Origin of the sequence: Chitinophaga sp., assembly GCF_035761305.1 — a bacterium.
Classification (GTDB): Bacteria; Bacteroidota; Bacteroidia; order Chitinophagales; family Chitinophagaceae; genus Chitinophaga.
On the sequence record NZ_DASTRI010000054.1, the window covers coordinates 1 to 23,195 of the forward strand.

At 50.7% G+C, this 23,195-nt stretch carries 18 protein-coding genes and 1 pseudogene; 9 read left to right on the forward strand and 10 right to left on the reverse strand.

From position 1 onward, the window contains the following. Positions 1-69 precede the first annotated feature (69 nt). Both VFS25_RS05435 and VFS25_RS05440 read right to left on the reverse strand, forming a co-directional pair. The gene (locus tag VFS25_RS05435) at positions 70-1,281 is read right to left on the reverse strand and encodes a bifunctional 3,4-dihydroxy-2-butanone-4-phosphate synthase/GTP cyclohydrolase II (protein WP_326461109.1); all 1,212 of its coding nucleotides are present in this window, start codon (positions 1,279-1,281) and stop codon (positions 70-72) included. A 434-nt stretch (positions 1,282-1,715) separates the two neighbouring features. Further along, a complete protein-coding gene (locus VFS25_RS05440) occupies positions 1,716-2,696 on the reverse strand; it encodes a hypothetical protein (protein ID WP_326461110.1) in 981 nt (326 codons plus the stop codon). Between the two features lie 513 nt (positions 2,697-3,209). On the opposite strand from VFS25_RS05440, the gene VFS25_RS05445 reads away from it, so the two are divergent. The 6 genes from VFS25_RS05445 (at position 3,210) to VFS25_RS05470 (ending at position 11,148) form a co-directional block, all read left to right on the forward strand. After that, positions 3,210-6,392, forward strand: a complete 3,183-nt coding sequence (locus tag VFS25_RS05445; RefSeq protein ID WP_326461111.1) for a TonB-dependent receptor — start codon at positions 3,210-3,212, stop codon at positions 6,390-6,392. 157 nt (positions 6,393-6,549) lie between these two features. Beyond that, positions 6,550-7,257 (forward strand): esterase family protein, encoded by a 708-nt coding sequence (locus VFS25_RS05450; RefSeq protein ID WP_326461112.1) that lies wholly within the window; start codon positions 6,550-6,552, stop codon positions 7,255-7,257. A 39-nt stretch (positions 7,258-7,296) separates the two neighbouring features. Continuing rightward, positions 7,297-8,310 (forward strand): hypothetical protein, encoded by a 1,014-nt coding sequence (locus VFS25_RS05455; protein WP_326461113.1) that lies wholly within the window; start codon positions 7,297-7,299, stop codon positions 8,308-8,310. Between the two features lie 22 nt (positions 8,311-8,332). Next, positions 8,333-9,427: a carboxylate-amine ligase gene (locus VFS25_RS05460; RefSeq protein ID WP_326461114.1), complete on the forward strand. Its 1,095-nt coding sequence runs from the start codon at positions 8,333-8,335 to the stop codon at positions 9,425-9,427. Between the two features lie 38 nt (positions 9,428-9,465). Beyond that, positions 9,466-10,659: a hypothetical protein gene (locus tag VFS25_RS05465; RefSeq protein WP_326461115.1), complete on the forward strand. Its 1,194-nt coding sequence runs from the start codon at positions 9,466-9,468 to the stop codon at positions 10,657-10,659. 105 nt (positions 10,660-10,764) lie between these two features. Continuing rightward, a complete protein-coding gene (locus tag VFS25_RS05470; RefSeq protein ID WP_326461116.1) occupies positions 10,765-11,148 on the forward strand; it encodes a RidA family protein in 384 nt (127 codons plus the stop codon). A 5-nt stretch (positions 11,149-11,153) separates the two neighbouring features. On the opposite strand, the gene VFS25_RS05475 is transcribed toward VFS25_RS05470, so the two are convergent. The 5 genes from VFS25_RS05475 to VFS25_RS05495 all read right to left on the reverse strand — a co-directional run bounded on the left by VFS25_RS05475 (position 11,154) and on the right by VFS25_RS05495 (position 14,436). Beyond that, on the reverse strand, positions 11,154-11,459 hold the full coding sequence (locus VFS25_RS05475) for a rhodanese-like domain-containing protein (protein WP_326461117.1): 306 nt from the start codon (positions 11,457-11,459) through the stop codon (positions 11,154-11,156). Positions 11,460-11,499: 40 nt separating this feature from the next. Further along, complete coding sequence (locus VFS25_RS05480; RefSeq protein WP_326461118.1) at positions 11,500-12,312, reverse strand: PASTA domain-containing protein; 813 nt, start codon at positions 12,310-12,312, stop codon at positions 11,500-11,502. A gap of 149 nt (positions 12,313-12,461) precedes the next feature. After that, complete coding sequence (locus tag VFS25_RS05485) at positions 12,462-13,457, reverse strand: D-alanine--D-alanine ligase (protein WP_326461119.1); 996 nt, start codon at positions 13,455-13,457, stop codon at positions 12,462-12,464. A gap of 78 nt (positions 13,458-13,535) precedes the next feature. Then, entirely contained in the window at positions 13,536-13,988 is a 453-nt protein-coding gene (locus tag VFS25_RS05490; RefSeq protein WP_326461120.1) for a hypothetical protein, read from the reverse strand. Between the two features lie 100 nt (positions 13,989-14,088). Continuing rightward, a complete protein-coding gene (locus tag VFS25_RS05495) occupies positions 14,089-14,436 on the reverse strand; it encodes a 4Fe-4S dicluster domain-containing protein (protein ID WP_326461121.1) in 348 nt (115 codons plus the stop codon). Positions 14,437-14,529: 93 nt separating this feature from the next. On the opposite strand from VFS25_RS05495, the gene VFS25_RS05500 reads away from it, so the two are divergent. Continuing rightward, positions 14,530-15,525: an acyl-CoA reductase gene (locus VFS25_RS05500; RefSeq protein ID WP_326461122.1), complete on the forward strand. Its 996-nt coding sequence runs from the start codon at positions 14,530-14,532 to the stop codon at positions 15,523-15,525. Between the two features lie 274 nt (positions 15,526-15,799). Beyond that, positions 15,800-17,317, forward strand: coding sequence for a trypsin-like peptidase domain-containing protein (locus VFS25_RS05505; RefSeq protein WP_326461123.1), 1,518 nt, complete (start codon positions 15,800-15,802; stop codon positions 17,315-17,317). Between the two features lie 81 nt (positions 17,318-17,398). Here the strand turns inward: VFS25_RS05505 and VFS25_RS05510 are convergent, their stop codons facing one another. The 3 genes from VFS25_RS05510 to proS form a co-directional block, all read right to left on the reverse strand. Then, a complete protein-coding gene (locus tag VFS25_RS05510) occupies positions 17,399-18,160 on the reverse strand; it encodes a LytR/AlgR family response regulator transcription factor (protein WP_217603492.1) in 762 nt (253 codons plus the stop codon). After that, positions 18,157-21,027, reverse strand: coding sequence for a sensor histidine kinase (locus VFS25_RS05515; protein WP_326461124.1), 2,871 nt, complete (start codon positions 21,025-21,027; stop codon positions 18,157-18,159). Before VFS25_RS05515 ends, VFS25_RS05510 begins: the two co-directional genes overlap by 4 nt. Before the next feature lie 175 nt (positions 21,028-21,202). Beyond that, positions 21,203-22,678, reverse strand: coding sequence for a proline--tRNA ligase (proS, locus tag VFS25_RS05520; RefSeq protein ID WP_326461125.1), 1,476 nt, complete (start codon positions 22,676-22,678; stop codon positions 21,203-21,205). A gap of 279 nt (positions 22,679-22,957) precedes the next feature. Between proS and VFS25_RS05525 the strand changes: the two are divergent. Further along, a pseudogene (locus VFS25_RS05525) lies at positions 22,958-23,195 on the forward strand (hypothetical protein); the annotation flags it as partial.

Below are 23,195 nucleotides of genomic sequence, written 5' to 3' on the forward strand. Positions count from 1 at the left end.
GGCGAGCTTACACTGCCGGACTTTTAATTTTATAAACATCTCCTACAATTCGTAATTGTCAATTCGTAATTACCCCGTAATTCTCCCCAATATCTCATGCCCCAGCTTATCCCGTTTGGTTTGCAGGTAAAACTCGTTGTGGGGGTTGGGATGTATTTCAATGGGAACATTTTCTACGATCTCCAATCCATACCCTTTAAGGCCGGCGCGTTTGCGGGGGTTGTTGGTCATGAGGCGTATTTTGCTGATGTTCAGCTTACGCAGTATCTGCGCGCCGATGCCGTAATCGCGTTCGTCCATTTTAAAGCCCAGCTCCAGGTTAGCTTCTACGGTATCGCGGCCTTCTTCCTGCAGCTTGTAGGCTTTCAGCTTGTTGAGCAGCCCTATGCCGCGGCCTTCCTGGTTCATGTACAGGATCAGGCCTTTGCCTTCTTTTTCTACCATGGTCATGGCAGCATGCAGCTGCTCGCCGCAGTCGCAGCGCAGGGAGTGCAGGATGTCGCCGGTAAAGCAGGAGGAGTGTACGCGCAGCAGCACGGGCTCGTCTTCTTCCCAGTCGCCTTTTTTCAGGGCCATATGCATATCGCCGGAGTTGAGCTGCTTAAAGGCAATCAGCTCAAAGTTGCCGTACTTGGTAGGCATCTGCACCCGTACTTCTTCCTCTACCAGCGACTCTGTGCGCAGGCGGTAGGCAATAAGATCTTTTATGGATATTAGTTTCAGGTCGAATTTGGAGGCTATTTCGCGCAGCTGGGGCAGGCGGGCCATAGTGCCGTCTTCATTCATGATCTCTACCAGCACGCCCGCAGGTTCAAACCCGGCCAGGCGGGCCAGGTCTATTGTAGCTTCTGTGTGGCCGGCGCGGCGTAGCACACCGCCTTTCTTGGCTTTGAGCGGAAAAATGTGCCCCGGTTTGCCCAGGTATTCAGGACGGGTATTGGGATCAATGAGCGCCTGCACGGTTTTGGCCCTGTCGTGGGCAGATATGCCGGTGGTACAGCCATGACCCAGCAGGTCTACGCTAACGGTAAAAGGGGTTTGGTGCAGGGCGGTGTTATCACGTACCATCATTTCCAGGCCCAGCTCTTCACAGCGTTCTTCTACCAGGGGAGCGCATATGAGGCCGCGGCCGTGTATGCTCATGAAGTTAATGATCTCAGGTGTGACGTTACGGGCAGCGGTCACAAAATCGCCTTCGTTCTCGCGGTCTTCATCATCCACCACTATAACCAGTTTTCCTTTTTTAATATCATCAAGGGCGGCTTCAATTGTGTCTAGCATATATAAAGATCAGTCAGTTGAAATAATGGGCAAAGTTAGCACAAATTAGGTTGCTATAAACAGTACCCGGGGAACGGCCATACTGCACCGCCGTGAACCGGGCGGGCATGCGTTGTTGTTAACCGGTTCATTTTTAATATGCTGCAGGAAAAAACCCGTATAAAAAGCCGGCCCGTAAGGGTTAATATTGATTGTCATGGGAAAGCAAAATTAAACAGCGCCTATTTGCGCATGCAGGCGCCCCCATATATAAGGGTGGCATAAGATGTGGCGCATCGACGCCCAATGCTCCTTTATACAAAAGAACACCTATACAAAAGAACGCTGCAGGCACAGCACCCTAACAGGCCGCTGCCATCCCTTATCGCGCGCTCGCCCCTGTTGTACACGCCATCATCTTGCACATCTGCATATCCGCACATCTGCACATCTACCTACCCTCCTTCTTTCCGCAGCAGGCGGGGCTTTTTGCGCGCCGGCAATGGCCGCTGCCGGACAGTTACCGGCTGTTGCGGAGCAGGCAAAGATGCAGCGCTGCTATGGGATGATGGCAAAGGCGCAGCATTGCCGGGTACAATATTGCCAGGTGTAACAGCGCGTGTGGCAATTGCGGGAGATGAAGCTAAAGGCGTTGCAGCAGCATTACCGGGAGCAACCGTGCGCATAGCGCCGCCAGGAGCCGCGGGCTTTTTTTCCGGCAGCAGCACGGCCGCTACGCACGACACCATTGCCGCCTTTTCTGCAGAGGTATAAATAGCGCCATTTGCTTCTTCCTTAATAAAGCGCAGCTGCAGCGCAATTACCGTGGTAAGGCGTGCGCCGGCAGACAGCTGCAGCAGGGGCAGCACGCCGTTATGCACAGCGCCCAGGGCCACACAATCGGTAACCGTAGCTGTTTTGCGGCAAATGCCGGTGGCGGCGTCCAGGGCCAGGGCGGCTACCTGCACCTGTACATGGGAGGCATAGCGCGGGCATTTGAGCAGCTGTACCCAGTTATGCGGCAGGCTAACCCGCAGCTGCCCGTGCGGCTGGCGGGTGCAATTCACCTGGAAGCGCAGGGCGGCCTGGTTGTTAAAACGGAACTGCTGCAGGGCTGCCTTCAGCGCGGCAGGGGTAATAACGCGTTGCCCGCGGGGGCGTTCATCCGCGCGCAGGGCGCGGTAAAAGGCGGCGTTAAGGCGGTTTACCATGCCGCTGTCATGCGATGCGGGCCACAAACCGCCCAATGCCCGGCGAAACTGTTTGGCGGCGCTGCTGGCCCGGCCAAACTCCCCGGCGCTCTGGCGGCTGGCGGCGCTCAGGCTACCGGGCCTGTACACCGGCCTGCTGCGGCAGCAGGTTTTGTTGCCGCGGCGGTAGAAGATGAGGTCACCTACCCTGCCTTCTATTTTCATAGGACCTTTTAATATGGCCATTGGATAGTGGTTTTCTTATAAAACAATAGTGGTTTACTCCTACTAACAACCGGTAAATCACTTTGTTCACCCGGAAGTGATATTATTAATGCCCCAAAAACAGGTGGACTTAATGTGGACTTGATCCGGAATAGAGCTGGGGAACAAGCGGCCTTTATATATGATTTACAGCACCGGAACCGCTTGAAAACGCCTTTTTTCATTACAAGAAACCACTTTATCAGCCTGCTACCATAAAAACACCACTACTTTTCCCCATTTTTAACATATTACAATTATACCAATTTGAATATTCTTAATTTCTTAGCCGGCTCATTGAAGAAATAGACGGTGTTTAGCCATGAATTTGAATAACCTGCAAGCAGTATATAGAGAGAGGATTAAAACCGCTATACCTTAACAATTTGTTAATTCCACGTTAAAATTTTGAAACGATTATTTCTCAATTTTGCGGGATAAATCAAACATGCAAGCATTATGGGATTTCACAAAATTTTACTCACAGTTTCCCTCTTGTTGAGTACTATTTTTTCCTATGCCCAGGTTACTACCAGTAGCCTCACCGGTGTAGTAAAAGATAATAAGAATGAGCCTTTGATCGGAGCCACTGTAAAGGCAACTCACCTGCCTTCCGGTACTGTTTACGGAACCATTTCGCAGGCCGATGGCCGGTTTACCATCCCCAATATGAGGGTAGGTGGCCCCTATAAGGTGGAAGTAACCTTTATAGGGTATGTAACCCGTACCTACGACAACATTGCCCTGCAGCTGGGTGTACCCGGCAGGCTGAACGTACAGCTGGAAGACAACTCCAAATCACTGAACGAAGTAGAGGTGATCTATAACAGGAACGCCATTATTTCCCCTGAAAGGCAGGGTACCCAAACCAGCCTTTCACAGCAGCAGCTGCAAACACTGCCCACTGTTACCCGCAACATCAACGATTTTGCGCGCCTGGTGCCGCAGGCACAACCCAGGAGAGATGCCTCTGACGGCAGCACCATGGGTATTTCCTTTGCAGGCGCCAGCCATAAATACAACCAGTTCACCATCGACGGCGCCAATGCTACCGACGTATTTGGTTTGGCAGCCAGCGGCACCAACGGCGGGCAGGCCGGCATCAACCCTATTCCCTTTGACGCTATTGAGCAGGTACAGATCGTACTTTCTCCCTATGATGTTACCCTGGGTGGTTTTACCGGCGGTGGCGTGAACGCTGTAACCCGCTCCGGCTCCAACGAGTTCCACGGATCTGTTTACGGCTTTAACCAAAACCAGTCGTTCGTAGGCAAAAGCGCCGATACCCGCGAGAAATACGGTGATTTCCACGACTGGACCTTTGGCGCCCGCCTGGGTGGTCCCATCATTAAGGATAAGCTGTTCTTCTTTGTGAACTATGAAGGTGAAAGACGCAGCCGCCCGCTGGACTTCCAGCCCGGTTCCGGCGCCTCCTCCATTGACGTGAATACCGTAAAGGACCTGAGCGACTTCCTGAAAAATGAAAGCCAGCACCCTGGCTGGAGCTATGACCCCGGCGCTTATAACGGCATTGATATTCCCAAGGTGGCCAACTCTGTTTTTGCCCGTATTGACTGGAACATCAATGACAAGAACAAGCTGACCATCCGCCACAGCTTTGTGAAGGGGCATAACCTGATCATCAGCGACTCCCGCACCGCTATGAGCTTCCTGAATAACGGTTACCAGTTCAACTCTACCAACAACTCATCTGTAATTGAGCTGAGCACCAACATATCCAGCAGGTACTCGAACATGCTGCGCCTGACCTATAACGCCACCCGCGATAACAGGTCTACCCCCGGCAATCCCTTCCCGGCGGTTTCCATTTCAGAGAACGGCGCCACCTACCGTTTCGGTACGGAGTTCAGCTCCCAGGCCAACAGGCTTGACCAGGACAACTACACTATTACCGATAACTTTAACATCTATGCCGGTAAGCATACCATTACTGTTGGTACCGACAACCAGTTCTATAACACCAAGAACGTGTTCCTGCAGGGTGTGCTGGGCAGCTACTCCTACAGCAGCATAGCCGACTTTAAGGCTAACCAGAACCTGCAAAGCTACTCTACCAACTATTCGTCCAAAGGCAAAGGCGACCTGGCCGCTTCTGTAATGCATGCCGCACAGTTTGGCCTGTATATACAGGACGCCTTTGATATTGCCGATAACTTTAAACTGACCTACGGCATCAGGGCGGACATGCCGGTGTTCTTTAACAAGCCTGCGGCCAACGATTACTTCAACAGCTCCGACCTGGCTAAGAACAACGACGTAGCTACGGATAAAATGCCGAAATCACGGATACTCCTTTCACCGAGAGCCGGTTTTAACTGGGATGTTAAAAAAGACGGCACCACACAGCTGCGTGGCGGCGTAGGCTTATTTACCGGCCGTGTACCGTTTGTATGGATATCTAACCAGTATGCCGGTACAGGTGTAGCCAGGATCAGCTACTCTGCCAACAACGCAGCGGCCGTACAGGCCGCGGGCATTACCTTTACGCCGAACGATCCGTACCAACCGGCTGCCAGCGGCAGCACACCTCCGCCCACTGAAATTGACGTAACAGAACGCGATTTCAAATTCCCGCGGATCCTGCGCGCCAACCTGGCCATTGACCAGAAGCTGCCTTTTGGCTTTATTGGTACCATTGAAGGTATTTATACCAAAACCGTACAGGACATTCTTTATCATGACCTGAACCTGGCGCCTTCCACCACTTCCATTAACCTGGAAAACACCACGCGCCCCTTCTACGGCACCCTGGCAGACCCGCGCTTTACCAAAGTGCTGGCCCTGGGCAATACTGACAAAGGATATTCCTATAACGTTACCGCACAGCTGCAAAGGGCGTTCAGCCACGGATGGTACGGCAGCATATCATACAGCCTTGGCCACTCTTATACGGTAAACGACGGTACTTCTTCTACCGCATCCTCTAACTTCCGTTATGCCTATAACATCAACGGCCTTAACAACCTGGATCTGACCCGCAGCAACTACGACCAGGGTTCCCGCATTGTGGGCTTTGTTAGCAAAAAGTTCAAATACGGCAGGTTTGCCACCAACATCAGCCTGGTGTACACCGGCCAGTCCGGGATGCCGCTTTCCTATGTGTACTTTGGTGACATAAACGGCGATGACGGTACTACCGCTACCTCTGCCAACACCAGCAACAGCGCGGACATTATGTACATACCCACCAGCGCGGCACAGTTCACTACCTTAACAACGAACGGTGTTACCTATACCCCGGAACAGCAGTTTGCCATGTTCCAGGACTATGTGAACTCCAACGATTACCTGCGCGAGCACCAGGGCAAGAACACGGAAAGGAACGGCGCACGCCTGCCCTGGGAAAACCACTTTGATCTGAAGCTGGGTGAAGACTTTGCCGTATATAAAGATCATACGTTGAGCCTTACTGTTGATATTTTCAACATCGGCAACCTGCTGAACAAAAACTGGGGACGCGCTTACTACCCGGGCAACAGCAACCAGGAGCTGCAGCCGCTTAACCTGGCCAAAACCGCCAGCTGGATAGATGCCAACACACCCGCCTTTACCTTTAACCCGCAATTCGGGTTAAACAAGTACACCAGCAAACCCTGGGCATATTCCAACTTCCTTTCACGCTGGAACATGCAGGTAGGCGTACGTTATAGCTTCTGATGAAGCGATTGTACTTACATAATCACACCTTTTACAAAAAGCCGGATCAAATGATCCGGCTTTTTTTTGCGTGTATAGGAAGCCACCGGACAAAAAGGGCTGCCGACAGGCGTTACTTCCCCCGGCAAATCCCGGCATTTTTCGCTATTTTTAATAGGTGACGGAAAACTACTACAAATGGCATTCGCCCTACCTGGGCAAAGACTTTGAAATGCTGGTGTTCGGGGATGAAGGTTACCCGCTGATATTGTTTCCCACCTCAATGGGCAGGTATTATGAGAGCAGGGAGCGCGGCCTTATTGAGGCCATACGCTGGTTCGTGGACGAGCAGCTGATACGCGTTTACTGCCCCGACAGCATAGACCATCACAGCTGGTATAACCCGCATATTTCCCCTGCGCAACGCGCCTATAACCATACCCGTTATGACCAGGCGCTGCTGCATGAGGTGCTGGCGCGCGCCGTACAGGAAACCGGCGTACAGCGTGTGGCCGTGGCCGGTTGCAGCTTCGGCGGCTACCATGCCGCTAACTTTGCTTTCCGTTACCCCGAAAAAGTATCGTACCTGTTTAGCCTGAGTGGTACCTTTGACATACGTTTCCGGCTGAACGGCCATTATGACGATAACGTATATTTCAACAACCCGGTGGATTATATGCCGGACAATCCTACCGCTGCACTGTGGCGCATGGGCATTATACTGGGTGTGGCGGATAATGATGTGACCCGTGTGCAGAACGAACGCCTGTCGGCCATACTGGCTGCCAAGCACATTACCCACTGGCTGGATGTACGCGGCAACGGTGTGCACGACTGGCGCTGGTGGAAAGAGATGTTGCCCTATTACCTGTCGCTTATAAAATGATCAACAAACCATGCAGGACCATCATAAAAATTTTTAACCATGAAAAAAATAGGCGTGCTATTTGGCCGGGAAACCGTTTTTCCCGGGGCATTAATTGAAAGGATCAATCAGCAAAAGCTTAAAAACATCACTGCTGAACCGGTAATGATAGACAAGGTGATACAGGGAACAAATACGGGTTATGCCGTAATACTGGACCGTATATCCCATCACGTACCTTTTTACCGCTCGTGGCTGAAACATGCAGCGCTGAACGGCGCCCTGGTAATGAACAACCCTTTCTGGTGGAGCGCCGATGAAAAGCTTGTGAACAACGAGCTGGCTATAAAAACGGGTTTAGTGGTACCCAAAACAGTGCTGCTGCCCTCTTTTCAGCACCCGCCGCATACCACCTCCGACAGCTTCCGCAACCTGCACTACCCCCTTGACTGGGATGCTATTTTTGCATATACCGGCTTTCCTGCTTACCTGAAGCCCCTGGCAGACGGGGGTTGGCGCAATGTGCACCGCGTAACCAGCGCCGAAGATTTTTTTGCACGCCATGCCACCACCGGCCAGGATGCCATGCTGCTGCAGGAGGAAGTACCTTTTGACGCCTATTACCGCTGCTTTTATATCGGCGGGCAGGTGCGCATTATGCCTTATGACCCGCCCCGCCTGCATCAGCACCGTTATGAGGCCGATTTTATGCCGGACGAAACCCTGCAGCAAACCCTGGTAAGGCAGGTGATACGGCTCAACCAGTACCTGGGCTATGATTTTAATACCGTAGAAATAGCGGTACGCGATGGCGTGCCGCATGTTATCGACTTTTTTAACCCGGCCCCTGAAGCCGACCAGCATATTATCGGTGAAGCTAACTTTGAATGGGTGGTGGCCGCCAGCACCGCCTTCCTGGTTGGAAAGGCCAAGGCACACACCATTAAAAAAGGTACCGCCGGCCTTACCTGGGGCGGCTTTTTACAGGATGCCGCCAAGCCGGCAACTGTAACAGAGAAAAAGAGGCCGGCAGCAGCGAAAAAAACCGGGGAGAAAAAGGCAGCGAAGAAGTAATTTCGTATTCCGTAATTGACTTATGCAGTTTACCCTCGGCATTGAAGAAGAATACATGGTAATGGACCCGCAAACGCGGGAGCTCCGCTCCCATGAGCAAAGGATTGTAGAGCAGGCCCACAAAGTGCTTCGTGATAAGGTAAAGGCCGAGTTTCACCAGGCAGTAGTGGAAGTAGGCACGCAGATCTGCACCAATATTGAAGAAGCCCGGGAGGATATTGCGCAGCTGCGCAAAACCATCTCGGCCATTGCCGGCGACCTGGGTTACAGTGTAGGCGCCTCCGGTACCCACCCCTTTTCCAAATGGGAGATGCAGCTGATTACAGACCATCCCCGTTATTTTGAGATCGTAAATGAAATGCAGGACGCTGCGCGCTCCAACCTTATATTTGGTTTACACGTGCACGTAGGCATGGAAAACCGGGAAATGGCGCTGCACATTGCCAATTCCGTACGGTATTTTCTGCCGCATATTTTTGCGCTCAGCACCAACTCCCCTTTCTGGGAAGGGCGCAACACCGGCTTTAAATCTTTCCGCACCAAAGTGTTCGATAAATTTCCCCGCACCGGCATACCCGATTACTTTGGCAGCATTGAGGAGTACGACAATTACATTAAGCTGCTCATTAAAACCAACTGTATTGATAATGCCAAAAAGATCTGGTGGGACCTGCGCGTGCATCCCTTCTTTAATACAGTAGAATTCCGTGTTTGCGACATTCCGCTAACCATAGATGAAACCTGTACCCTGGCCGCCCTGTTCCAGGCCGTATGCGCCAAGGTGTACAAGCTGCGCATGCAAAACCTCAACTTCATTATTTACAACCGCGCACTGGTGAATGAAAATAAATGGCGCGCCTCCCGCTACGGGATCGACGGCAACCTGATTGATTTTGGCAAAGAGATGGAAGTGAATGCCCGCGCCCTTATTTATGAGCTGCTTGACTTTGTAGACGATGTGGTGGACGACCTGGGCTCACGCCCCTTCATTGAAAATACCAGCCGCATACTGGAGCGGGGCACCGGTGCGGACCAACAGCTGCGTATTTACGAACAAACCAACAACCTGGTGACCGTAGCAGACTTTATAGTGCAACAGTTTTTAGTGAATGCGTAACTTTGCGCCTGAACAGCCTACCCGCTGCCTTCCAAGCTATGATACCGGCATTACGCACATATTATAACGGGCAGTTCACGCCCGCTAAATACCAGGCCTTCCTGGACCGCCTGGCCGCGGCCGCCGGCGAAGCGCCGGCCTTTCGCGTAGCGGAAACACCGGTGTTTGTGCCGGCAGCGCTTACCAGCAAGCTGGTACAGGCCTGTGAGGAAGTAGTGGAGGTAATACTACGCCCCGATTTTAAAACCCTTACCCGCGACGCTATTCCGCCGGCGCTGAAAGTACCCGAAGAGAATGCGCACCCGCACTTCCTGGTCATTGATTTTGCCGTATGCCGCGGGCAGAACGGGCAGCTGGAACCCCAGCTGATAGAGCTGCAGGGCTTCCCTACCCTGTTTGCCTTCCAGGAAGTAATGGCCCGTGCATACCGTGAGCAGTTTAATATACCCGGTACCGTTACCAACTTTTTTAACGGGCTGGATGCCGGCCGTTACTATGACCTGCTGCAGCAGCTGCTCACAGGCAGCTATGACCCGCGGGAGGTAATACTGCTGGAAGTAGCGCCCCACCTGCAAAAGACCCGGGTGGACTTTTACTGTACGCAAAAGCGGCTTGGCATAAACACCGTATGCGTAACAGCGCTGATACAGGAAGGCAACAAGCTGTATTACAATCATAACGGCGTTCGCACGCCTGTTAAACGTATATATAACCGCGTTATTTTCGATGACCTGATCAGGCAGCAGGCTACCCTGGGCAGCTATCCCAACCTGTTCCAGCACCTGGATGTGGAATGGATCACGCATCCCAACTGGTTTTACCGCATCAGCAAATACATGCTGCCGCTGATACACAGCGAGTTTGCGCCTAAAAGCTGGTACCTGCACACCCTGCCCGTAATACCCGCCGACCTGGAGAACTATGTGCTGAAGCCCCTGTTTTCCTTTGCAGGCCAGGGCGTGATCATAGATGTAACCCGGGCCGACATAGACAACATCAAAGATCCTGAGAACTGGATCCTGCAGCATAAGGTGAAATATGCGCCCGTTATTTACACGCCAACCGGCCCCGCACATTGTGAAATACGCATGATGTACATTTGGCCGGACGGCAGCCCGCGCCCGCTGCTGGTGCATAACCTGGCCCGCATCAGCAAAGGAAAGCTGATAAGCGTGGGCAGCAACAGCCAGGACACCTGGGTAGGAGGAAGCTGCTGTTTTTTTGAAGGCTGATATAAAAAGTAAAAAGTAAAAGTAAAAAGGTAAAAGCATTCACAGTTTTTAAAGTCCCCTTACTTTTCATTTTTGCTTTTTTACTTTTTATTTAAAACTACACTTATGCAACGTACAAACTTTTCTTCCGGCGCTCCCTGGGAAAACAGGGTAGGCTATTCCCGTGCTGTAAGAACAGGCAATGTGGTTGAGGTATCGGGCACCGTAGCGGCCGATGGCGATAAGGCGGTAGGCGAAGGAAACGCCTATGCCCAAACGAAATACATACTCGCCCGTATAGAAGCCGCACTGGTGGCGGCAGGCGCCTCCCTGCACGATGTGGTGCGCACCCGCATGTTTGTAACAGACATCAGTAAATGGGAGGAGGTAGGACGCGCGCACGGGGAGTTTTTCCAGAGCATAAAACCCGCAACCACCATGGTGGAGGTAAGCCGCCTGATAGACGAAAGGTTTATGGTGGAGATTGAGGCAACAGCCATTGTGAGCTAAATTGCTTACTGAAATTTCTCCTGCCAGGCCAGCATACCGCCGGCGAGGTTCTTTACATTCTGGAAGCCCATGGTTTCCAGCACCATAGCGGCCTGCCCGCTGCGGTTGCCGCTGCGGCAGTAAACAATCACCTCCTGGTCTTTCAGGTTATCTATCTCGTCTGTTTGCATGGCCCTTATATCGCCGAGCGGCAGCAGGATGCCGCCGATATTAAACTCGGCATTTTCATGAGGCTCCCGCACATCCACCAGGTTCAGCTGCTCGCCGCTGTCCATACGTTTTTTCAGTTCTTCAGGCGTTATATTTTCCATAATTATATTTTGTTGTTGTTGATTGAATGCTATTTTTTCACTACGGCAGCGTATCTACCGGTACAGCCGTATCTCTTACCGGTTTTACAGGTCCCAGCCAGATGTCGATGCTTTCGCCGGCGCGCACCATATTTTTTTCGCCCAGGTTATTGCGGCGGGGCGGCTCCTGCTTGGTTACAAAGGCATTGGCGGTATCGCTTACACCGGCGTCTATCAGCACGGTGCCCAGGTTCAGGTTACTGGCGCTGAGTATTTCCCGTGCTTCCAGGTAGGTAAGGCCTATGAGGTCCGGCACGGGGTTCTCAATGCTGCCGGTGCCGCTGCTCAGCACCAGGGTAATGTTGCTGCCTTCCGGTATCATTTTACCGGGTTTTATCACTTTGTGATTCAGCAGCTGCTGCAGCACGGTATTGGTGGCAAAGTCGGGCTTATAAATGGTATCGCCCACATTCAGGCGGCGGCTGCGCAGCGTCATTTCCGCGCTGCGGTAGGTAAGGCCTTCCAGGTCGGGCATGGCCACCATGGGTGGCACCACTTTATTTACAGTGAGATAGATGGTACGGCCCACCTTTACTTCGGCCCCGGTTTCGGGCTGCTGCTCCCATACGGCCAGCGCCGGAATACTGTCGATATAAATAGAGTCGCGCACATCTGCCTCAAAGCCGGCTTTTTCCAGCAGCATCATGGCTTCCTTCACGTTCTTACGGCGTACGTCCGGCACCGTTAATGTTTCATTATGCTTCGTGATAATGCCCAGCGACAGGAAAAACAGGATGCCGAGCACTATCATCAGTACTATTACTACTAAAAGGTTAAATCTGAACGAGCGTCTTGTGATTTTTTCAAACACCATAAGTTGTTTTTATGTTGAACTGAAAGCCGTGTTGAGCTGAAAGCTGAAAGCATAAAGCAAAAAGCACCCACAGTTGTTGAGGCCCTTTTACTTTTTACCTTTTACTTTTTACTTTTTACCTTTTGCTTTCTGCTTTCTGCTTTTTTGCCTTATGCTTTTTGCCGCAGACATTCTTCAATGAGCATGCCATAAAATTCCTGCAAGGTGCGGCCCGAAGCCCTTACCTGCTGCGGCACCAGGCTGTTCTCGGACTGGCCGGGCATGGTGTTGGCCTCCAGGAAATACAGCTTGCCGGTTGCTTCCTCCCATATAAAATCGATGCGCACAATGCCCCTGCAGTTGAGCTTATCATATAAAGCAGCAGCGGTTTGCTGCACGCGTTGCGTAATTTCATCCGGCACCTGCGCAGGCGTAATTTCCTGCGATACGCCGGGCGTATATTTGGCTTCGTAGTCAAAGAAATCTTTGCTGCTGATCACTTCTGTTATGGGCAGCACGGTAAGCTGTCCGTTCACTTTAAACAACCCGCAGGTAAGCTCGCGGCCTTTCACAAACTCCTCTATCAGCACCTGGTTATCTTCCTTAAAAGCCCTTTCTATGGCGCCGGGCAGGTCGGCTGCCGCTGTTACTTTAGACATGCCTATGCTGCTGCCGCCTTCCGCCGGCTTTACAAACACGGGCAGGCGCAGCTGCTGCAGCAGGGTGGCCGCATCATAAGGCTGGTTCTTAAAGATGTGCGCCGACTTAGCGATGTTTACCACGTTGAACGCCGCTACAATTTTATTACAATAGCTTTTGTTAAAGGTGATGGCAGAGGTAACCATGCCGCAGCTGGTGAAGGGAATGCCCAGCATTTCAAAGTAGCCCTGCAGGCGGCCGTCTTCACCGGGCGTGCCGTGTATGCCTATGAAAACCGCGTCAAAACGTATTTTGGCGCCATTGAGCGTAAGGCTGAAATCATTCCTGTCAATTGCAACGGCCTGCCCGTCGGCGCCGGTATAGGTCCAGCTGTCGCGGGTAATTACAATTTTGTAAACGTTATACCGGTTGTGATCCAGCTGCGCTTCTATTACAGCTGCGCTTTGTACGGATATTACATATTCCCCTGAATATCCCCCGGCTACCAATGCTATATTTTTCTTCATTTGTTTGGCAGTTGTTCTTTGGCGGCAGGTTGCATAAATACCTTGCCTATAAGCGGGTAAAGATAAAAGAAAAAACCCTTATTTCCCCAATCCCTGGTTGCCGCTGTCCAGCACATACTTCCAGCCGCCTGCGGCATTCTTTCTCCAGATGGTAACGTAAGTACCCTGTTCCGTGGTATCTGCGGTGCTAAAGGTATAAACGCCATAGGTATAGCCCAGCTCACCGGAGGCGGCCACCTGCGCAAAGGAGGGTTTCCAGGTAAGGGTAAAGCCGCTGTCGTTCATCCGCTCTATATACTTTACAACCTCCGGCCCTACTATGGGGTAATGGTGCTGGCGTAATAAAACGGCGGCGCTGTCGGCATAAGCCAGGAAAGCCAGGCGCATACCTTTTTCCTTTGAGAGGCTGGAGAAAGCAATATCAGCGTGCAGGAGCGCTTCCCGGTCCTTTCCGGCGCCCCCCGGCGCTGCGGGCCGGCAGGCAGCCAGCATAAACAGGAATATGCCTGCTGCTAACAAAATACGTTGCATGAGAATGGTAATTTGCCGGTGTAAATAAAAGAAAAAAGGAGAAAAGGCATACGCCTCTCTCCTTTTTTATTATAAGCTTCCTTGTAAATACCTTTTATTATTACATGTGCAGCTTTTCCTTTTTGGCAAGCAGCTCGTCCACGGTTTCCTGGTACATCTCATCCGGCACGCAGCAGTCAACCGGGCATACCGCAGCGCACTGGGGCTCTTCATGAAATCCCTGGCACTCAGTACATTTATTAGGAACAATATAATATGTGTCAACACTGATCGGGGCATTTGCCTGATCGGCATCTATAGGAGTACCATCCATGAGTGTATAGGTGCCTTTTACGGTGGTGCCATCCGCCATCCGCCATTCTACCCCACCTTCATAAATTGCATTGTTCGGGCATTCCGGCTCACAGGCGCCACAGTTAATACATTCATCTGTTATCTTAATTGCCATAGTATAAACTTTTTGTTTAAGTGGTAAGCCATTAATTTTGTGAAACAAAAATAGAACTTCCCGGATTAAAAGTTTAATATTTCTTACCGTTTCATGAATAATGCACAAAAAACCGCCGCTTTATTGCGTTTGCGCGAACACCTTGAAAGTAATGATGATGCCTTCCAACATGCGAAAGAACGAGCTTTCCAGGTGAACGGCTGGTTTACACCGGATTTCATCAATATTGCCATTCAAAATATTTGCCAATATTACCTGGATGAAAAGCTGCTTAACAGCTGGCTGGCGGCTTATCCGCAGCCTGGGGGGCAAACACCTAAAACAGTGGGTATCACGGCCGCCGGCAATATTCCACTGGTGGGCTTCCACGACTGGCTATGCGGCTTTGTGAGCGGGCACCAGGTAAAGCTGAAGCTGTCTGCCAAAGATGCGGTGCTGATGCAACACCTTCTTCAGAAAATGAGTAGCTGGTACCCCGAAACCGCGCAGCAGACTGTAGTAAGCGAGATGCTGAAAGACTGCGACGCCTATATTGCCACCGGCAGCAATAATTCGGCCCGGTACTTTGAATACTATTTTTCGCGCTTCCCGCACATCATACGCCGCAACCGCACTTCCGCCGCCGTGCTTACCGGCCGGGAAAGCGCGGCCGAGCTGAACCTGCTGGCCGATGATGTAATGCTGTACTTTGGCCTTGGCTGCCGCAACGTAACCAAAATATTTGTGCCTGCCGGGTATGATTTTACGCCCCTGCTAAAGGCGCTGGAAAAATACGCCTACCTGGCGGAGCACCATAAGTACAAGAATAACTATGACTATAACCTGGCGCTGTTGCTGCTGAACAGCAGCGCTTACCTTACCAACGGCAGCGTGCTGCTGCAGGAGCATGAGGCTTTGTTTAGCCCCATCAGCGTGCTCCATTACAGCTATTATGACCATGCAGCCACGGTAACGGCCAGCCTGAAGGCAAGCAACGATGTGCAATGCATCGTTGGGCAGGGCTTTACACCCTTTGGCCTGGCGCAGCAGCCTGCTTTAACAGATTATGCGGATGGGGTAGACACTATGGCTTTCCTGCGGGGATTGTAATAGTTATACGGTAACATTCTGTCGGTTCAGTTGTTATTCTGGCAGGGAAGCAGTACCCATTTGACAGGTTTTAACACCTTTCATACCAGTGCCGTTAACTATTCATTAAAGTTTCATATAAAAAACTGTTAAAGTGATATTTAGCTAACTGCTTTGATTAAACGGTACACTTAAATTTGCATCCAAGGCATGTAAATTGATGCATACCCAGAGTAAATGTCTACTTTAACACTAAATATACAGAGATATGAAATTTCGACAAATTGCTGCGACTGTGTTGATTAGTACAGCCACTGCCTTTGCCAGCATATTTGTTTACAGCAAATACTTCGCACCCCGGCAGGCAGGTCCCTATCAAAACGGCTCCAATAATATTCCCGTAAACTACACCAGCTACATGCCTGGTACCGAAACCCGCAACGCTACTCCCCCAACCGATTTCCAGCAGGCCGCTAAAATTGCGCTGCCCGGCGTAGTACATATCAAAACAAAGATCAATCCCCGCCAGGTAACCAATAACCTGCAAAGGCGCAGAAGCATACTACAGGACCTTTTTGGCGACGACTTTTTCGGAGATGAGTTCCAGGGCGAAGGCGGCGGCCGCCGTTACTACATCCCGGGCCAGATGGCTTCCGGTTCCGGCGTGCTGATTTCCGACGACGGATATATTGTAACCAATAACCACGTGGTAGACCAGGCTGATGAAATTAATGTTACACTTAATAACTATAAGACGTACAAAGCCAAGGTGGTGGGCGTAGATCCCAATACCGACCTGGCCGTGATAAAGATTGATGTGCACAACGCGCCTTATTTATTATACGGTAATTCCGACGATGTGCAGGTTGGCCAGTGGGTGCTGGCAGTAGGTTACCCCCTGAACCTGGAAACAACCGTAACTGCCGGTATTGTGAGCGCCAAAGCCCGTACCATTGGTATTAACAAACGCAACCACCGCTCCGCCATCGAATCTTTTATACAAACGGATGCCGCGGTGAACCAGGGTAACAGCGGCGGCGCGCTGATAAACACGGCGGGTGAGCTGATAGGTATTAACTCCGCCATTGCCTCTCCTACAGGCGCTTATGCCGGTTATTCCTACGCCATACCCGTGAACCTGGTGAAAAAAGTGGTGAACGACCTGATGAAGTATGGTAATGTGCAAAGGGCTTACCTGGGCATTAACTACATTGACCCCATGGGCCTTTCTGATGAAGAGCTGCGCGCGCACGGCATACGCCGCGATCTTAACGGGGTAATGGTGCAGGCAGTGCCCGGCAATGGCGCCGCTGCTGCCGCCGGTATTGAAAAGGGCGACATTATTACCAAAATTAACGGCGTGTCCACTCCTTCCATCCCGGAAATGACCGAGCAGATTGCCCGTTACAAACCCGGTGATAAGATCAGCATCAGCTACCTGCGCGATAATAAAGAATACACGGTAAACAATGTGCTGCTGAAAAATGAGGATGGCACTACGGATATTATTAAAACCAGTGTGCTGGACAAGCTGGGCGCTGACCTGATTTCCCTGGAGAAAGCAGATGCTGCGCGCCTGGGCATACGCGGCGGGGTATATGTGAATAATGTAGGCAGCGGCCTGCTGAAAAGGCAAACGAATATGAAGTCGGGCTTTGTGATACTGAAGGCGGGCGGACAGGCCGTAACTTCTGTAGATGATTTGAAGAAAGTGCTGCAGAAACAAAGCAAGGTGCAGCTGGAAGGTATGTACCCTGATTACACCGGTGTATATTATTATAATATAGACCTGAATGGTGAGGAAGCGTTTTAGTGATTGTTTTTATATAGGTTTTATAGGTTAGGAAAAAGCCCCCCGCTGAACAAACGGGGGGCTTTTAATTTTATAGCTGCTTTACAGGTTTATTACGCCTTTAAGCTGTGCAAAAAATTCATCTTTCTTACGGGAGGAGATCGGGATGTTCTTCTGGTCGCTCATGACCACCGCGGTACCCAGGCCCTTAATGATCTTTACAATATGGTGAATGTTGATCAGGAAGGATTTATGCACACGGTAAAATCCTTTGTCGGACAGCATCTCCTCATACTCCTTTAACGACTTGGAAATAAGGTGAGATACATTGTTGATCAGCTGTATTTTGGTATAGCTGTCAAAGGCTTCGCAATAGATAATGTCTTTCAGGTCAATTACGTTATACCCGTCGTTTACCGGTATTACGATCTTGGAAAACGCGTTATCGTTATTTTTTACGTAGTCTTTCAGGATGGAGGCCAGCTCATTGAGCCTGCCCTTTTTGCTCTTTTTTACTTTTTCCAGCGCATCTTCCACCTCACTAACCTTAATGGGCTTTAGCAGGTAGTCCAGCGCAGCAAACTTTATAGCCTGCAGGGCATACTCCTGGAAGGCCGTAATAAAGATCACTTCAAAATTGAGTACAGGAAACATTTCCAGCAGCTGGAAACCGTTATGGGGCGGCATTTCAATATCCAGGAACAGCACATCAATGGGGTTGTTCTTGATCATCTCCGCGGCTTCGTGAATATTCTGTGCTTCTCCCACCACTGTAACATCCTTACAGTAATTCTCTAATATATTTCTTAAAATATGGATGTTGCGGACTTCATCGTCTACAATCGCAGCTTTTATATTACTCATAACATCTTAACAATGGGAATCAGAATTTCAACCAGGGTACCCTCTTTGTTGCCAAACCCAGACTTAAATTTATCAATTAATTCTAACTTTCCAACACTTCCATTAAAAGATTTTATAATCTGCAACCGCTCCTTAATGACGCTCAAAGCGGTAGATTCATGCTTTACGAGGCGGCCGGTCTTAATGCTGTTGGAGTGTTCCCAGCCTATGCCGTCGTCGTCTACGGAGCAATATAGCAGATCGTCCACCATCTCCAGCCTTATTTCCAGGTGGCCGGCGCTGTTCTTTGGCGCCAGGCCGTGCTTTATGGCATTTTCCACAATTGGCTGTATGATCATGGGAGGTATGTACACGGTATAGTCTTTCAGCTCAGGCTCGATACCAAAGTGATAGGTAAAGCTGTGGGCAAAGCGTATCTTCTCCAGCTCCAGGTAGCGGGTAAGGAAGGCTATTTCCTCTTCCAGGGAAATATAAGATTTCCGGGAGTTATTGAGCATTTGCCGCATAAGGGTGGCAAAATCCGCCAGGAAGTTGAGCGCCTGCTTTTCCTCCTTTTCCAGTATCAGGTGCTGTACCGAGTTAAGGGAGTTGAAAATAAAGTGCGGGTTCATCTGGTTGGTGAGGGCCTTGGCCTCCAGCTCGGCAATGCGCCGGTTGTATTCTGTTTTGCGCTTTTCGGCCTGCTTAATACGTTTCACAATGTACCGCAGTATGGCCAGCACGCCCAGCAGGGCTATGAGTATCACAATGCCCCTGGCCCACCATTGCTGGTACCACTGCGGCAGTATGCTTACATTAATGGTAAGGGGCTGGCTCCAGTCGCTTTTATATTTACGGGCCCGCAGCAGCAATTTATAAGCGCCGGGCTGCAGGTCGGGGAAAGGTATAATGTTGCTCATGGTGGTGGTCCACCCGCTGGCAGTATCGCTGGAAAAGTTGTACTGGTACTCCACCAGGTCGGGCAGGTCAAAGGCAATGGCACCAAACTCTACCTCAAAGGAAGTTTTGCGTTTGTACAGGTGCACAAAATTTTCACTGGGCAGGTAAGTGGTATCGCCGTAGCGGATGGCGCTCAGGTACACGGTGGGCGGCACGGTATCAACCGGCAGGTTATGGTCTTTAAAATAGCACAGGCCGTTGGAGGTGGCTATGTACAGCATTCCCTGCTGGTAATACACGCCCCTGGTATCGTCCGACATGAGGCCGTCGTTAGAGGTAATGTTGCGGGTGATCGTTTGCTCCTTTATATCTATTACCGATACGCCCCGGTTGGTAGATACGTACAGGCGGCCAATACCATCATAATACAGTTGCTGGCAAATATCGCTGGCCAGGTTATCGGCTGTGCCAATGTGCTTTACCACCTTGTTATTGCGCACTACATAAATGCCCTGGTCGCTGGTGCCTACCCAAAGGTAACCGTCTATCCATTTCAGGTCTTTGATGCTTTGCCTCAGCCGCGGGTCTGCGCCATATGCGGGCCTGGGCTCACTGTGCTTTTCTGTGGCATAATACAGCCCGTTGTTGGTGCCCAGGTAATAAGCGGTATCGCTGGTGCTGGCAATGGAGGTTACCAGCGGCTCTGTCCAGGGTGTTACATAAGAGGTATTGCCATTGGCGTCTACCTTCATTATCTGGTCTTTGGCTGCCACGCATATTTTTCCGCCCGGGGCAATATCCACATCCTTCAGGTTCTTGAGCGGCAGTAACAGCGATACGCGCCGCCGGGTGGTATTAAAGGTATACAGCCCGTTATCGGCGCCCAGCAGTATATCGTCGTTACGGTAGGGTAAAATACTGAGTATGCTGTTACGGCCGCTGGAAGTATCGAGCGTGTGCTGGTGCATGTGGCGGCTGGAGTCCATCACATTGAGCACGCCGGCGTTTTGCCCTATGAGCAGCATGCCGGTTTTCTTATCGCGCAGGATGCTGAAGATGGAGTGGGAATACAGGCCGTTGGTATTATCCAGGTAGTTAAAGTAAAAGTTCTTGTAAGGAATGTTGTACACGCCATCGCCAAAGGTGGTGATCCAGATATTGCCGTCGCGGTCTTTGAGCAGGGAGGTAATGTAGTGATTGTCCAGCAGCTTGGTCATGTTCCTGGCGCCGGTAAAAAAGTCTTTTAAATAGAACAACGCTCTTTGCGTGCCTACCCAAAGGTTGTCGTTATCTATGCAAAGGCTGGTAATTTCATCTGTTATACCCCAGTCGTGCCCGTTAAAAAAGCTGATGATGTCTTTCTGGGTATAGCTGTGCACCGTGTTCTTTAAGATCAGCACGGGGTTGCCGCGTATGCGGGCTACAAAGGTTTCATCGTCCAGCGGGTAGGGCGATACCGGGAAAATCTTCTGGCTCAGGTTATCGGGGTCTTTAAAGGAGCTTACGTGAAAGTAGGGCTGCAGGGGTTTGAAAATGGTATCGTTACGCAGGTAATAGAAAATGTTCACCTGGGTGTTGCCTACCTTATCATAGGTCATTTTTTTACCGTCGTACTGGATAATGTGGTTATCTGTGTTAAGGAACCAAACGTTCTGCGACTTGTCTTCAAATACCAGGTGCATATAGTGCCCATGGCTGTTCAGCAGCAGGCTGGAGTCGTTGTCGGGCGAGTGAATGGTATAGTTACCGAAGTAAGAGGGTATACCGTTCAGCGTGAAAATCCAGATACGCCCTTTGGTGTCGGGTGTAAGCTTGATCACATCGTTATCGGTAAGCCCGTCTTTTTTGGTATAGTTACGGAAGCGTTTCCCATCGAACTTGCTGAGGCCCGTGGGGGTGGCGAACCAGATGAACCCATCCTTATCCTGCACGGCCGTGTATACGGTGGCGTTAGCCAGGCCGTCCTTTACATTGTAATTACGGATCATGAGCCCCTGCGCCAGAACACACTGTCCTGCGCATTGCACCATTAACAGCAGCAACATTATGATGCGGGCCCGGAGCATTTAATTAATTCGTAGTTTGTAATTTATAGATAATACAGGTGGTAACGCCGGCCCCCGGATTATTTGACGATTCATTACGCCTGGTAATGCCAATGCATTAGTAAGCGCGTGCAAACAACACCCGTTGTGTTGAGGGCTTGCCTGTGAGTATGCAGGCGCCTGCTTCCTGCTTATTGTTCAGGGGAATACAGCGTATGGTAGCTTTTGTACGCTCCTTGATCTGCTCTTCTGTTTCTGCGGTACCATCCCAGTGTGCTGCAATAAAGCCTCCTTTTTCGTCCAGCAGCTTTTCAAATTCCTCAAAGGTATCGGCGGGCGTAATGTGCTCGTCGCGGTAAGCTTTGGCCTTGTTGAAAATGCTTTGCTGTATTTCTTCCAGCAGGTCTTTCACGCGCCCGGCCAGGCCATCCAGCGAAAGGCTCATTTTCTCCCTGGTATCGCGGCGGGCCACTTCGGCTACGTTGTTTTCCAGGTCCCTTGCTCCAATGGCTATACGTACGGGCACGCCTTTCATTTCGTACTCGGCAAATTTCCAGCCGGGCCGCGCATTATCGCTGTCGTCGTACTTTACGCTGATGCCGGCGGCTTTCAGCTCCTGTACGATGGCGCCTACTTTTTCATCTATCTTAACCTTTTGCTCATCATTCTTGTAAATAGGTACAATTACTACCTGCAGGGGAGCAATGCGGGGAGGCAGCACAAGGCCGTCGTCATCGCTATGGGCCATTACCAGCGCGCCAATAAGGCGGGTAGATACGCCCCAGGAGGTAGCCCAAACGTACTCCAGCTTGTTATCCTTGTTGGAGAACTGCACGTCGAACGCCTTGGCAAAGTTTTGCCCCAGGAAGTGGGATGTACCGGCCTGCAGGGCTTTACCATCCTGCATAAGCGCTTCTATACAATAGGTGTCTATAGCGCCGGCAAACCGTTCTGCGGGCGATTTTACGCCTTTGATCACAGGCAGGGCCATATAATTTTCTGCAAAATCGGCATACACTTCAAGCATGCGCCTGGTTTCCTCAATGGCCTCATCGGCGGTGGCATGGGCGGTATGGCCTTCCTGCCACAGGAACTCGGCGGTGCGCAGGAACAGGCGGGTACGCATTTCCCAGCGCACTACATTGGCCCACTGGTTAATAAGCAGGGGCAGATCGCGGTAAGAGCGGATCCAGTCTTTATACGTATTCCAGATAATGGTTTCGGAGGTAGGACGGATAATAAGCTCTTCTTCGAGCCGGGCTTCCGGGTCTACTACTACGCCGCCGCCATTGGGATCATTCTTTAAACGGTAATGCGTTACCACGGCACATTCCTTGGCAAAGCCTTCCACGTGGTCGGCTTCACGGCTTAAAAAGCTTTTGGGAATGAATAAGGGGAAATAGGCGTTTTGGTGGCCGGTATCTTTAAACATTTTATCCAGCACGTCGCGCATGGCTTCCCACAGGGCAAAGCCATAAGGTTTTATTACCATGCAACCGCGTACAGGTGAATAGTCGGCCAAACCGCCTTTCAGAACCAGGTCGTTATACCATTGCGAATAATCTGCTGAACGTGACGTAATTTCTTTACTCATAAGACGTTAGATATGCCAGTGGCCGCTAACAGCCGCCCTGATAACCAGCGGCCTTTGGCTTAATTTTTGCTATAATATTAAAAGGAAAAATCTTACAAACCTACACGAAAATCAAGAAAGCCACAACAAATTGCTAAAATAATAAGTGCAGGGATGTAAGCAAGGGACACGGGATTGTAACATTAAAGACCGCATTACCGTTTATACTTTTATATTGTTGTGTTTCCATTAAAATAGAGTAAATTTACTATATAATTTTGTTGATTAAATCACTTTCAAATGAAATCCACACTATATGCCGCAGGAGCCGCTATGCTGATACTCAGCAGCTGTTCATCTGCGTACAAAACGGCTCGCACGCCTGACGACGTGTATTACTCTCCCAAGAGTGAGCAAACGTACGCGGCCAGCAACAGCAGGCAACAAAATGGACAAACGAGCGTGGCGGCAGCCGACGATTCAGACGGGAACTATGTAACCTACGATGATGAGGACCAGGGGGATTATTCACGCAGGA

Coding starts and splice junctions, on each gene's coding strand:
- VFS25_RS05480 (WP_326461118.1), bottom strand. CDS start 12,312: ATGGTGTTTGAAAAAATCACAAGACGCTCGTTCAGATTTAACCTTTTA.
- VFS25_RS05490 (WP_326461120.1), bottom strand. CDS start 13,988: ATGCAACGTATTTTGTTAGCAGCAGGCATATTCCTGTTTATGCTGGCT.
- VFS25_RS05485 (WP_326461119.1), bottom strand. CDS start 13,457: ATGAAGAAAAATATAGCATTGGTAGCCGGGGGATATTCAGGGGAATAT.
- VFS25_RS05455 (WP_326461113.1), top strand. CDS start 7,297: ATGAAAAAAATAGGCGTGCTATTTGGCCGGGAAACCGTTTTTCCCGGG.
- VFS25_RS05470 (WP_326461116.1), top strand. CDS start 10,765: ATGCAACGTACAAACTTTTCTTCCGGCGCTCCCTGGGAAAACAGGGTA.
- VFS25_RS05475 (WP_326461117.1), bottom strand. CDS start 11,459: ATGGAAAATATAACGCCTGAAGAACTGAAAAAACGTATGGACAGCGGC.
- VFS25_RS05495 (WP_326461121.1), bottom strand. CDS start 14,436: ATGGCAATTAAGATAACAGATGAATGTATTAACTGTGGCGCCTGTGAG.
- VFS25_RS05465 (WP_326461115.1), top strand. CDS start 9,466: ATGATACCGGCATTACGCACATATTATAACGGGCAGTTCACGCCCGCT.
- VFS25_RS05460 (WP_326461114.1), top strand. CDS start 8,333: ATGCAGTTTACCCTCGGCATTGAAGAAGAATACATGGTAATGGACCCG.
- VFS25_RS05440 (WP_326461110.1), bottom strand. CDS start 2,696: ATGGCCATATTAAAAGGTCCTATGAAAATAGAAGGCAGGGTAGGTGAC.
- VFS25_RS05435 (WP_326461109.1), bottom strand. CDS start 1,281: ATGCTAGACACAATTGAAGCCGCCCTTGATGATATTAAAAAAGGAAAA.
- VFS25_RS05515 (WP_326461124.1), bottom strand. CDS start 21,027: ATGATCCGTAATTACAATGTAAAGGACGGCCTGGCTAACGCCACCGTA.
- VFS25_RS05510 (WP_217603492.1), bottom strand. CDS start 18,160: ATGAGTAATATAAAAGCTGCGATTGTAGACGATGAAGTCCGCAACATC.
- proS (WP_326461125.1), bottom strand. CDS start 22,678: ATGAGTAAAGAAATTACGTCACGTTCAGCAGATTATTCGCAATGGTAT.
- VFS25_RS05500 (WP_326461122.1), top strand. CDS start 14,530: ATGAATAATGCACAAAAAACCGCCGCTTTATTGCGTTTGCGCGAACAC.